The organism is Cognaticolwellia aestuarii (assembly GCF_002000025.1).
In the GTDB taxonomy this organism is placed as follows: Bacteria; Pseudomonadota; Gammaproteobacteria; order Enterobacterales; family Alteromonadaceae; genus Cognaticolwellia; species Cognaticolwellia aestuarii.
In genome coordinates this window covers 83,324-95,602 of sequence record NZ_MUZV01000002.1, presented here as the reverse complement: position 1 = coordinate 95,602, position 12,279 = coordinate 83,324, and the positions used below count along the sequence as shown (strand labels likewise).

Sequence of the window (12,279 nt, the reverse complement as noted above, 5' to 3'; positions counted from 1 at the left end):
TTTAGTTAAACTTAACTAAGTCCTCTTAAAACCCTCCTTTCAAAAAAAGAAAGTTAATTCATTGATTTTAAATCAGTAACTATATTCATTGAAAAAACAGAACACTATCTTCCAAGTAATCAATTATCAAAAGCTAGCCAGCAACTCTATGCTTTATCACTAAGCTTTGTCAGAACATGTCAACAGTCAACGTATCACGGGGAATAACTATGCTTAAAAATACACTATCACTCGCTGCCGCAATATCGGTAGCGATATCAACAATGACCTTATCAACTACAACTCTTGCTGCAACTGCCGCTAAAACGAATCAATTCTGGTGGCCTGAGCAATTAAATCTCAGCCCCCTAAGGCAACATGGTGCAGAATCAAACCCATATGGCGAGCAATACAATTATGCAAAAGAATTTGCCACGATAGATATCAAGCAACTAAAACAAGATATAGAAACGACGTTAAAAGATTCAAAAGCTTGGTGGCCAGCAGATTGGGGGCATTATGGTCCATTGATGATACGTATGTCATGGCACAGCGCAGGCGTTTATCGCGTACATGATGGTCGCGGCGGTGCTTCTGGTGGACAACAGCGTTTTGACCCGTTAAATAGCTGGCCTGATAACGTTAACTTAGATAAAGCTCGGCGTTTATTATGGCCAGTGAAGCAAAAATATGGTCGTAAAATTTCATGGGCAGATTTAATGGTCCTCTCGGGAAATGTTGCCCTAGAATCAATGGGCTTTAAAACCTTTGGCTTTGCTGGTGGTAGAAGTGACGATTGGGAACCCGATTTAGTTTACTGGGGTCCAGAAACTAATATGCTTGACGATAAGCGACGTGATAAAAAAGGTAAATTAAAGGGCCCTCTAGCGGCTGTCGAAATGGGCTTGATTTATGTTAATCCCGTAGGACCACATGGCGTTCCCGATCCACTTCTTGCTGCCAACGATATTAGAATGTCCTTTGGCCGTATGGCAATGAATGATGAAGAAATAGTCGCACTTATTGCCGGCGGACATACCTTAGGTAAGGCTCATGGCGCAAAAAAACCAGATAAATGCGTGGGAGCTGAACCTGCTGCTGCAAGTATTGAGCAACAAGGCTTAGGCTGGAAAAACAGCTGTGGCAGTGGTGTTGGTGCTGACACAAGTAGCAGTGGCTTAGAAGGCGCTTGGACCGTAACACCAACCCAATGGTCATCAAATTACCTTGATAATCTGATGAATTTTACCTGGGTACAAACGAAAAGCCCTGCTGGCGCTATTCAGTGGATCCCGAGCGATAAATCAGCAGCTAACTTAGTGCCTGATGCACATATTGCGAATAAACGTAATGCGCCGATTATGTTCACCACAGATTTAGCACTAAAAGAAGACCCCAGTTTTCGTAAAATTGTTGAGCGCTTTCAAGCAGACCCTAAAGAGTTTGATAAAGCTTTTGCCAAAGCTTGGTTTAAACTAACTCACCGCGATATGGGACCACGAGCAAGGTATGTTGGCTCAGATATTCCTAGCGAAATATTATCATGGCAAGATCCAATCCCTGCCGTTAGCAATAATTTAGTGACAACAGCAGATATAGCGAGACTTAAACAGCAGATTTTAAACTCAGATATCGCAAGCTCAGCCTTAGTCAGAACAGCATGGGCATCGGCGGCTAGCCATCGTGTTACAGATATGCGCGGCGGCGCAAACGGGGCACGTATTCAACTTGAGCCTCAAAAGAACTGGACCGTCAATAATCCAACGGAATTAAATAAAGTATTAGCGACACTGAGAACGATTCAAGCTGACTTTAACCAACAGTCATCAAACACAAAAATATCCTTAGCAGATCTCATTGTTTTGGCTGGTGCTTCAGCTATTGAGCAAGCAGCAAAAGCAGCAGGACACAGCATTAAAGTACCTTTCGAGCCTGGTCGTACTGATGCTAGCCAAGCACAAACAGAAATCAAGTCATTTAATTATTTGAAACCTAATGCAGATGGGTTCCGAAACTACTACAGTGATGAAAGCTTTATGTCTCCAGCAGAAATGCTCGTAGATAAAGCTAATACTCTCGGTTTAAATGTCCCTGAAATGACCGTACTTGTAGGCGGTATGCGTGCACTCAATGCCAATTATGATGGCTCGGCTTTAGGTGTATTAACAAAAACTCCTGGGGTGTTAAGCAATGACTTTTTCATTAATTTACTTGATATGTCAACAACGTGGCGTAAAGACAACAACCAAGATGGTATTTATCAAGGCTATGACCGCATATCTGATAAGCTAGAATGGCAAGCAACCCCAGTTGACTTAATTTTTGGTTCAAGTTCAGAGTTGCGTGCTATTGCCGAGGTTTATGCGTCGAGTGATGCTGATGATAAGTTTATTAATGACTTTGTTAAGGCTTGGGTAAAAGTAATGCAGCTTGATCGCTTTGACTTAAAATAAAAAACCATTAGCCTGCTACTATCAATGATATTTCAGGCGAGTATTACTGAGTTGTAATGCTCGCCTTTTATTGCACTCATTACCATTGCAAGGGATTAACTTTATAATATTGAGTAAGCTGTCGGTAAAGCTGAGGGTATTCATGGTTAAATTGTCGAGATTGCTCAAAGAACACTTCACTAGCTACCGCAAAAAACTCGGCAGGGTTAGTTGCACCGTAATAATCAAATAGCGATGGCGCACCTGCGTTCGCTTGATGCTGTAGTATTTCAAACTGCTTTGAAAAAACATCAGACCAACACTGATAACTTTGCCCTGCTTCAAGTATTGGCGCACCATTAGCCCTACCGTTCTCTTGATCAAGTTGATGTGCGAACTCATGTATCACCACATTACGGCCATCATCAGGAATTTGTGCACCAATTAAAGTATCTTGCCATGACAACACTATTTTTCCGAAATCCCACGACTCACCTGCTAACACGACTTTTTGACTAAATTGCACACCATCAATATGTCGGTTTTGTTGCTGCTTAACAAAGGCACTTGGATAAACAAGAATTGTTTTTAATTTTGGATAGTAATTGGTTTTTCGGTTTAACAATAACAAACAAGCTTGTGCAGCAATAGTAATCTTTATCTCATCGGTAATTTCAACGCCATTACAGCCGACAAACTCTTTTTCAGCTAAAAACACCTGAATGTGCTGCTTAAGTTGTAACTGCAAGTCTGCTGGCATTTTTCTAAAATAAGGGATTCTTTGCTGAATTATTTTTCGCCACGTTTTTTTAAACGGTTTGGCTTTTATCAAGCGACGCTTATGCTCCAACCAATATGGCTTTCCAGCTAGATAAGCAACGAGTATTAAACCAATAAATATAGGTAGTAAGAATGACAACATAATAAAATAACCAGATCCAGTTTATTAGTAAATATGGACAAGGGCAGCAAATAGCAAATTATTTTTATAAATCAATATTCTAAACACATAAAATGAGAGCATAAAAAATAAAAAAAAAAAAAAAAAAATAGAAAACAATTTGAACTTAACTGACAACAAGCACTCTTACTATACGAGAGAGTTATTTCCCTAGTGTTTTATGTTTTTATAATGCGTTTACTTGTTTATAGTAAACGCTTTTTTTTGCTTAAAATTTAGTGTTTCCGCTATTAACGTATAAGTTTACTAGGTAAGTTTTAAGTCTATATCTAATATCAAACACAACCAAAGCTCAATAAAAAAGCCAATACCTACAATAGATATTGGCTTTATGTTACTTTGCACTTTATTGCGTGCCTAACACTAGCTTTGTGCTGCTATTTTTCGTGCTTGATGTAACTTTTTATAGCTGTCGATTAATCTTAAATGCTTGTCTAAGCCTTCAAGGTTCATGCTAGTTTTGCTAAGACCGAAGAACTTAACGTCGCCATTGATAGAGCCGATAACATTATCCATAACACTCTGACCAAACATACGAGTGAAATTAACGAGAAAGTCTTCCAGCTCCATTTCTTCATCTAAAGCAATCTCAAGTACCGCCTGCATTGCTTGATAAAACAAACGTCGTTCAACCGTGTTATCGTTAAATTGTAAGAACTCTTCCACTAATTCTTGCGCATCTTCCAAAGCACCTAATGCCAAGTAAATAAGTAATTTAAGCTCTAGAATCGTCAGTTGACCCCACACCGTGTTTTCATCAAACTCAATACCGATTAAGGTCCGAATATCAATATAATTATCGAGCTGACTGTCTTCTAAACGTGTCACTAAACTTGCTAGCGCGTCATCATCCAAAATGTGTAAGTTCAGGATATCTTCGCGATAATTTAGCGCTTTATTGGTATTATCCCAGATCAGGTCTTCTACCGGATAAATCTCTGAATAGTCAGGCACTAATATTCTACAAGCGGTTGCACCAAGTTGATCAAATACCGCGACATAAACTTCTTTGCCTAAATTTTTCAAAATCGCAAATAACTGATCATTTTCTTCTTCACTGGTGCCTGAGAAATCCCACTCACAGAACTCATAGTCATGTTTATTACTAAAGAAGCGCCACGAGATCACCCCTGTTGAATCAATAAAATGCTCAACAAAGTTTTCCGGCTCTGATACCGCAAGGCTATTAAAGGTTGGTTTTGGTACGTCATTTAGCCCTTCAAAACTACGACCTTGCAGTAGTTCAGTTAAACTACGTTCTAGCGCTACTTCGAAACTTGGATGTGCGCCAAAAGAGGCAAATACACCACCTGTTTTAGGGTTCATCAGCGTGACGCACATTACAGGGAATTGACCACCTAACGAAGCATCTTTGATGACAACAGGGAAACCTTGAGCTTCAAGTGCTTCAATACCTGCAAGTATGCTTGGGTATTTTTCTAATACATTTTTAGGTACATCCGGCAGTACGATCTCTTGTTCTATGATCTGCCTTTTTACTGCTCTTTCGAATATTTCTGATAAGCACTGTACTTGTGCTTCAGGTAGATTATTACCCGCGCTCATGCCATTACTTAAAAATAAATTTTCAATTAAGTTTGATGGAAAATACACAGTTTCTCCATCAGATTGACGCGTATAAGGAATAGCGCAAATACCACGTTCAGCATTACCTGAGTTGGTGTCGATTAAGTTTGAGCCACGTAACTCATCATCAGGGTTATAAATTTCAAGACAATAATCATCTAAAATTCCGCTCGGTAAATCGTCGTTTTCCTCTAACGTAAACCACTTTTCATTCGGGTAATGAACAAAATCACTTTCAGCAATATCTTGGCCTAAAAACTGATCGTTATAGAAAAAGTTACAGTTAAGACGTTCAATAAATTCGCCTAAAGCTGAACAAAGCGCGCTTTCTTTCGTTGCGCCTTTGCCATTGGTAAAGCACATAGGCGAAGCGGCGTCACGAATATGTAATGACCAAACATTCGGCACAATATTACGCCATGAGGCGATCTCTATTTTCATGCCAAGACCGGCTAATATGGCAGTCATATTGGCAATGGTTTCTTCAAGGGGTAAATCTTTACCCAGAATAAAAGTACTGCCTTGTTCCGCCGAGCCCGACATCAACATAGCTTGCGCGTCTTCTTCAAGACTATCAACAAGATCTACCTTGAATTCTGGCCCTGTTTGTATAACTTTTTTAACCGTACAGCGGTCAATAGAGCGCCTAATGCCTAAGCGATCTTTTTCTGAAATACTTTCAGGTAATTCCACTTGAATTTGAAATATTTGCTTATAACGATCTTCAGGGTCAACAATGTTATTTTGTGACAAGCGGATATTTTCTGTTGGAATGTCACGAGAGTTGCAATACACCTTGACAAAGTAAGCCGCACACATCGCCGATGAAGCAAGAAAGTAATCAAAAGGTCCTGGCGCTGAGCCGTCTCCCTTATAGCGAATAGGTTGATCGGCGATGACGGTAAAGTCATCAAACTTAGCTTCAACTTTTACGTTGTCGAGAAAATTAACTTTAATTTCCATTGAATTGGCTTCCAGAATTATGGCTGTACTAGTCGAGTTGAAAGCTTTGATTATGACTTAAAACTATAGTGACTAAAAAATTTATCTTAATAGGGTAATTATCGTGTTTTTTAACTAAATAGTCTTGGGTTAATTTACAAAGCAGCGAAAAATTCAGATTAATGCCAAAACAAGGCAATAAAATGACAATAAAAAATCGCAGATCTAACCAAGTTCGGCAAAGCCATCTTAAATCTTCAGGTTTGGCCTGATTAAACTGGCGATTAAAATTTATATTGCATTTAAATAGACGATCGGTCTAATATATAAGAATGAACAAAAATACAACAACAGCACAACGTGGCCGACCAGCTAAGTCGGGCAGAAATAGTAGCCAAACCAAACAAGCACTAGTACAAAGTGGCGTGGAGTATTTTACTGAGTTTGGCTTTGCATCTTCTGGTCTTGATAAGATTTTAAAAAAAGTATCAGTACCAAAAGGTTCTTTTTATCACTACTTTGCCAGTAAAGAGGCTTTTGGTATCGCGGTTATTCAAGAATACAGTCGCTACTTTGCCAAAAAGTTAGACTTACACCTGCTTAATGAAGCAATCGAGCCACTTCAGCGTATCGAAAACTTTGCCGACGATGCTAAAGCAGGTATGAGCCGACATCATTTTAAACGCGGCTGTTTAATTGGTAATCTCGAACAAGAGGTAACCCTATTACCAGAAAGCCATCGACAACTCTTATTAGATACCTTTGAACTCTGGCAAAGTAAAATAGCCTGTTGTTTGCAATTAGCACAACGAACTAACGCAATTAATGGCTCACTTGACTGCAACACGTTAGCTAACTTTTTTTGGATGGGCTGGGAAGGCGCCATTGCCAAAAGTAAATTAACTAGAGATTTGACACCCATCGAAACTTTTATGGTTTCATTCTTACAATTAATCGTAAAATAATTTTACAACCACATTAATAGACGACCGGTCTATATTGGAGAGCATTATGTTTAAGAGTTTAGTTATCAATAAAGATGAAAAACAAGGCTATCACACCGAAGTTAAAGAACTTAATGAAACCGAATTGCAAGACGGCGATGTACTTATTAACGTGCTGTACAGCACAATTAACTACAAAGACGCACTAGCAATTTCAGGCAAAGCACCGGTCGTTAGACGCTTTCCAATGATCCCTGGCATTGATTTAGTAGGAGTTGTTGAACAATGTGATAATAACAAGTTCAATGTCGGCGAGCATGTACTGCTCAATGGCTATGGCGTTGGTGAGAAGTATCTTGGTGGCTTATCACAAAAAGCTCGCATCAACAGTGAGTTTCTTATTCCCTTACCTAAAGATATAACGCCCTTTAATGCGATGGCAATAGGAACGGCTGGTTATACCGCTATGTTGTGTGTTATGGCTTTGGAAAAACAAGGTATAACACCTGATAGTGGTAGTATTCTTGTCACTGGCGCAACAGGCGGTGTTGGCAGTTTTGCTATTAGGATCTTAGCAGAACTTGGTTATTCAATAACGGCCTCAACGGGCAGTAGTGAGCAAGCGGCTTATTTAAAACAGCTAGGGGCTAATGACATTATTGACCGAACTGAACTATCAGCTGCCGGGAAGCCATTAATGAAAGAACGTTGGGCAGCTGCAATTGATTCAGTTGGTAGCACGACGCTGGCCAATGTTTGTGCCAGCATAAAATATGGTGGCTGTGTTGCCGCTTGTGGTTTAGCACAAGGTATGGATTTTCCAGCCACTGTTGCTCCATTTATTTTAAGAGGCATTGCACTGCTCGGTATCGACAGTGTTATGCGTTCACAACAAGACCGACTTGACGCTTGGCAACGTTTAGCGCAAACACAGCTAGCGGATAAAATTTCTGACATCTCAAGCACTGTTGGCCTACATGAGGCAATTACAACCGCTAACAAGCTTTTAGCAGGAGATGTTACAGGCCGAGTGGTGGTTGATGTAAATGCTTAAATGAGAAAAATGATAACGTAAATTTGAAAGTTACCAAGCCAAAGATGTGCAAATGCAATATGTATAAATGAAAGCTTTGCACATCTCTACTTACCATAGCAATAAAGCGCATTAATGAAGAGAACATTGATTTAATGTAGAGAGCATTGATTTAATTTAGAAAATTAGCAATTATTCGTAATGAAGAGCATGAGTAAAAACCTTAACAATAACAGCTAAAGCGCATGCTATATATCAATAGCTCTGATCAGAAAATAACTTGGCCAAATCTCTCGTACTTCTAGCTCCCAGTTAGGGTCAATGTTGCCATTAGGTAATTGTAAAAGCCAAAACTTAGCCCACTTTTGCACATTTTTACCCGACTTACTGAGCTTTAACGGTGCAAAACGACGCTGGTATTGTGCGCCTTGATATTCAAAAACAGCATTAGTTCGTGCTCTGGGGTGTAAAAAATCAAGCGCGGCACTTATAACCTCAACATCGGAGCGTGGTATATAGCCTTGTTTTTTTAAACAATCTACAATGGCCGCCTTTTTAATACATACCTGCATATATTCATCAATATGGGGCGTATAAACCTTACCCGTTAAACCATATATTGAAGCAAGCTCCCGATCAGCCAGTGCCTTTAGTGGTAAAATCTCCTGATTTACTTCACTTAAGTCATGCATAACATGAAGCTTTTTTGGTGTCTTAATTGACTTAGCCAACCCTGTTTCCTCTTGATAGAACGCTTATTAAATAAAAACCAACATTAGCGTGGTGGATCAATATTATTTGCAATACTGGCATTTAAACGAAACCAACCAGCAATAGCATAGCGGTCACGCAAAGCAGGAAGTACTTCATGTGGAAATTCTTCGCTCAGAAAAATAACAATGGTACCTAGGCTTGGCGTTACTATTATTCTGCTTTGGTCAATAACGGTAGATTTGAGCCGTTTGTTAGCCGTCTTATCTTGCTTAGGTGGATAAATAACTAACTCACCACCATCGTCATTCGACCAATATTGGTTAAGATAAACCACTACCGACAATACACGATTACCTTCACCTTTAAAGGCATCTTTGTGCTTTTTATAAAAGTCACCTTTCGCGTAATGTGAAAAGTGACTTTCAAAAGAGAAAAGTCCTAAAAACAAACGTTTGTTTAAATAGTTTTGCAGTAGTGTGGCCCAATTTATCCAAGCACTGCCGGCATCACTATTACCCGTTATCCAACAAATTTCATCAGTGCGAACAAAATCATTAATAATATGATCTTTAGCCCGCCCTATACCCGCTCGCTTAAAATTATCTTCAGGCAAATCTGCAATGCAATTGACTAACAATGAAGCTAAGTCAGCCGGTAATGCATATGGCCGAATACTATAACCTTGCTCAATAAGCTCATCCGCTATAGTTTCAAAGAGTATTGGCGTATTATCATTAGAGGTATGTTTTAGTGCACTCAATGGCGTACAAAAATAAAGGTTGACGTTAACATGTGATGAGTTAATCAGACAAAATAGAATGTGCGCCATAGTAACACCAAGTTTATAAATCAAGGCATACTTTCGCACAATCACTGCAGTTTATTGATAGAAACTTTCTACTGTTATTCATCGACATATATAGAGTCGATATTAATACTTATTTTCAGACAAATGTAGTAACACTTTTTTATTCAATTCATCCTGCCAAGTAACGGGCATATATTGCATAATTTGCGTTAATAATTGCTCAGCAACTTTTCGATCTTTGCTCAATGGTGCAGAAGAAGCCGACACCTTCGCCCAGAGATAACTTTTTGCTAGTAACACGTCTTTATGTTGCTTTGCCGTGCTAAATACTTGCCAATACAATAGCGCCGTTGGTATATAAGCTTGATGATATTGTGCAGAAGCCGCCACTTCATACCAATGCAAAGCTTTATTTTGGTCAACATTCATACCAATACCTTGGTCGTAAAACTGCGCAAGCAAAAATGCTGAGCTTGGAGACTTATCACTAGAAACCTGTTGCAGCCAATTAAAAGCTTGTTGATAGTCACGTGCAAAATATTGACCAGAGAAATACCACTGCGCCAAGTTAGCTTGTGCCTTAATAGAACCTTGCATAGCAGCTTCAAGACAAAGCTGTTCTCCGCTATTTATATCAAGGTTAACACCTTTACCGCTTAAAAGTAGCTCTCCTGCTTGGCATCCAGCATCAGCTACGCCCTGCTCGAATGCTCTCATAAACCAATGATAAGCAAGTGCTTGGTCTTTTTTTACCTTTAAACCTTCGTAATAACATTGCCCTAACGCCTGCATAGCAACCGGAATATTATTTAACGCCGCTTTTTGAAACCACTGACATGCAATTACGCGATTTATGGCTATCCCCCAACCTAAATCATAAAACAGCGCCATACTAAATTGTGCCATGCCATTACCTATATCAGCCTGACGCTTAAAGGCGATTAAAGACGCGCTATATTGCTTTTTATCTAGCAATTGTTGGGCATCCTGAATAGGAGCTGCCCAATCATCTATGCCCGATGAAAAACAGGGCTTAACTAACATTGTAAAAAATATAAAAATAAAGCCGATATAGAGTCGGCCTTGTTTCTTTTTATTGTTCATTTATCACCTAACATATTGCATATAGTTAGTTACGAGGCGGAAAAACACCGTTTGTCGCAATTAACCAAGTCAATGGTAAATATGGACCTCGAATATTAAATGCTTGGCTACCACCATTAGGATTAACAACTGTAGCTGAGCTAGAGGTTACATCAACACTTAAATTAAGCGTAATCGCCTCAGCAGACATATCTACATTAGGTGCACCACTACTATATATATTCTCACGATTTGGACTATTTGCTAACACCGCCCCTGTCGGTATGTTAGTTGTACTATTTGACGCCAGTGCCTTTAATGCAATGGTAGTTGCACTTGTGTCAATAACATTAGTGGTGCTTGTGGTTGCAGTATGGCTGTGCACAGGCATTTGCAATAATGTTAAACTATGAACCTCGGCGCCTCCCCTTTGCCCTAATCTATAATCATTAAGTCCTGGTCCTCGCCCTTGCCCTATTGGCGAACGTCCACGTAAATCGGGTAAAGCAAAAGTTGTTCTGCCATCACCACCGTAGGTTGTACCTAAAATAGAAAATAACGCTGCATTACTTGAAATAGCAAGTAACTGCCCTTCAGCTTTTGCCCAACCTCGAATAGCAAAATTACCAGCAAAAGCACACATACCACCAATAAAAGGCTGAGAAGAACAAGCCATGGCCTTCATAGGCATGGTGATAGCAGTGAGACTTAATCCTAAAATACAGCTTAATTTAATTATTTTAAATGATTTCATTTTTTCATCCTTAAATTGTCAATTATTGAGCTTTACGTTTTAGTTGGTTAACTTGCCAAAATGCTAGCCCCCCAAGAAAGAGCATTAGTGTACTTGGTTCAGGTACGGGTAAAGGAGGCTGTACTGCCGTTAAATTATCAGCACCAATAACACTAATAAAAGCAAAAGTGCTGGCATTAAATAAAGACGAATTTTCATAGGCACCACCATCCATTTTTAATAGGGCAGTGAAGCTATCTGACGCGCCTGCTGATAGGGTTATATCAAAAAGAAATGTGCCACTATCCGATAATGTCGCGCCATTGGTAGCCAAAGACGTGCCATTTTTTTTATCACCAAAAGCCGAATCTGACGTTAAATCTGAAAAAAATGATTCAACAAATGCGCTATCAAAAAGATTAATTTCAGCATCTATAAAAGCGTCTAAACCTTCCGCATCTACAAAACTTGAAAACGCTAACTCAAAAAAAACTTGATAACTGTCTGTTGCCGAACTATTACTCAACGAAAAACCGAAATCAAAGATAAAATCAGGCACTTCGCTCGTAACGCCAGTCTCAGAGGACGCGGTAGCACTAATCCCTGCACCATCACCATAATCAGTCAATGTTCCACCTAAAGGGTTGACTCCCGTAGGGGTCATATTAGCAATTGATGTGCCTGATGTAGCGCCACCAATAACAAGTAACATATCAGCATTTTGAGTAGCATTACCTGTAGCGGAAGTCGACATCGCAGTATCGAATTCAACATTACCTGTAATCGTCAGATCAGAAGTAATTAAACTTGCTGTAACTGTAGGTGCAATAAAAATCAACGCACATAGAATAGAACAAAATCTCATAACTTTACGCATCCGTGTTATCCTTTTATAAGTATTTGCACTTAATACGCAAGCTTTACGCCACACCGACAATTGCTCATAAAAGCAGCAGCCTATGCGGTATTGAAAAATGATCAAACCAAAAAGTGTAAGAAATACTGACAAATATAAAATTATAGAGAGTTTAGATAATGACTTAGAATACAATATATTGATTTA

The 12,279-nt window shown here is 39.3% G+C and carries 10 protein-coding genes; 3 read left to right on the top strand and 7 right to left on the bottom strand.

Annotated features, from left to right (window positions below):
- Nucleotides 1-209 precede the first annotated feature (209 nt).
- Nucleotides 210-2,432, top strand: a complete 2,223-nt coding sequence (gene katG / locus B0169_RS03680) for a catalase/peroxidase HPI (RefSeq protein ID WP_077284617.1) — start codon at nucleotides 210-212, stop codon at nucleotides 2,430-2,432.
- Nucleotides 2,433-2,511: 79 nt separating this feature from the next.
- On the opposite strand, the gene B0169_RS03675 is transcribed toward katG, so the two are convergent.
- On the bottom strand, nucleotides 2,512-3,333 hold the full coding sequence (locus B0169_RS03675) for a M90 family metallopeptidase (RefSeq protein WP_077284616.1): 822 nt from the start codon (nucleotides 3,331-3,333) through the stop codon (nucleotides 2,512-2,514).
- 402 nt (nucleotides 3,334-3,735) lie between these two features.
- A complete protein-coding gene (locus B0169_RS03670) occupies nucleotides 3,736-5,922 on the bottom strand; it encodes an OsmC domain/YcaO domain-containing protein (RefSeq protein ID WP_077284615.1) in 2,187 nt (728 codons plus the stop codon).
- 311 nt (nucleotides 5,923-6,233) lie between these two features.
- Here B0169_RS03670 and acuR point away from each other — a divergent pair, with 311 nt between their 5' ends.
- Both acuR and acuI read left to right on the top strand, forming a co-directional pair.
- Complete coding sequence (acuR, locus tag B0169_RS03665) at nucleotides 6,234-6,866, top strand: acrylate utilization transcriptional regulator AcuR (protein ID WP_077284614.1); 633 nt, start codon at nucleotides 6,234-6,236, stop codon at nucleotides 6,864-6,866.
- A 46-nt stretch (nucleotides 6,867-6,912) separates the two neighbouring features.
- The gene (acuI, locus tag B0169_RS03660; protein ID WP_077284613.1) at nucleotides 6,913-7,899 is read left to right on the top strand and encodes an acrylyl-CoA reductase (NADPH); all 987 of its coding nucleotides are present in this window, start codon (nucleotides 6,913-6,915) and stop codon (nucleotides 7,897-7,899) included.
- 227 nt (nucleotides 7,900-8,126) lie between these two features.
- On the opposite strand, the gene B0169_RS03655 is transcribed toward acuI, so the two are convergent.
- From B0169_RS03655 to B0169_RS03635, 5 genes are all read right to left on the bottom strand, one after another.
- Entirely contained in the window at nucleotides 8,127-8,609 is a 483-nt protein-coding gene (locus tag B0169_RS03655) for a hypothetical protein (RefSeq protein WP_235838455.1), read from the bottom strand.
- A 44-nt stretch (nucleotides 8,610-8,653) separates the two neighbouring features.
- Complete coding sequence (locus tag B0169_RS03650; RefSeq protein WP_077284877.1) at nucleotides 8,654-9,421, bottom strand: 2OG-Fe(II) oxygenase; 768 nt, start codon at nucleotides 9,419-9,421, stop codon at nucleotides 8,654-8,656.
- 102 nt (nucleotides 9,422-9,523) lie between these two features.
- Nucleotides 9,524-10,504 (bottom strand): tetratricopeptide repeat protein, encoded by a 981-nt coding sequence (locus B0169_RS03645; RefSeq protein ID WP_077284612.1) that lies wholly within the window; start codon nucleotides 10,502-10,504, stop codon nucleotides 9,524-9,526.
- Between the two features lie 25 nt (nucleotides 10,505-10,529).
- Nucleotides 10,530-11,237: a phage tail protein gene (locus tag B0169_RS03640; RefSeq protein ID WP_235838454.1), complete on the bottom strand. Its 708-nt coding sequence runs from the start codon at nucleotides 11,235-11,237 to the stop codon at nucleotides 10,530-10,532.
- 22 nt (nucleotides 11,238-11,259) lie between these two features.
- Nucleotides 11,260-12,093 carry a PEP-CTERM sorting domain-containing protein gene (locus B0169_RS03635; protein ID WP_077284611.1) on the bottom strand — a complete coding sequence of 278 codons (834 nt, stop codon included), beginning with the start codon at nucleotides 12,091-12,093 and terminating at the stop codon, nucleotides 11,260-11,262.
- Nucleotides 12,094-12,279 lie beyond the last annotated feature (186 nt).

Bases quoted from the DNA above. Each gene is read 5' to 3' on its own strand.
- acuR (WP_077284614.1), top strand. From the start codon at position 6,234: ATGAACAAAAATACAACAACAGCACAACGTGGCCGACCAGCTAAGTCG.
- B0169_RS03675 (WP_077284616.1), bottom strand. From the start codon at position 3,333: ATGTTGTCATTCTTACTACCTATATTTATTGGTTTAATACTCGTTGCT.
- B0169_RS03670 (WP_077284615.1), bottom strand. From the start codon at position 5,922: ATGGAAATTAAAGTTAATTTTCTCGACAACGTAAAAGTTGAAGCTAAG.
- B0169_RS03650 (WP_077284877.1), bottom strand. From the start codon at position 9,421: ATGGCGCACATTCTATTTTGTCTGATTAACTCATCACATGTTAACGTC.
- B0169_RS03640 (WP_235838454.1), bottom strand. From the start codon at position 11,237: ATGAAATCATTTAAAATAATTAAATTAAGCTGTATTTTAGGATTAAGT.
- B0169_RS03635 (WP_077284611.1), bottom strand. From the start codon at position 12,093: ATGCGTAAAGTTATGAGATTTTGTTCTATTCTATGTGCGTTGATTTTT.
- B0169_RS03645 (WP_077284612.1), bottom strand. From the start codon at position 10,504: ATGAACAATAAAAAGAAACAAGGCCGACTCTATATCGGCTTTATTTTT.
- acuI (WP_077284613.1), top strand. From the start codon at position 6,913: ATGTTTAAGAGTTTAGTTATCAATAAAGATGAAAAACAAGGCTATCAC.
- katG (WP_077284617.1), top strand. From the start codon at position 210: ATGCTTAAAAATACACTATCACTCGCTGCCGCAATATCGGTAGCGATA.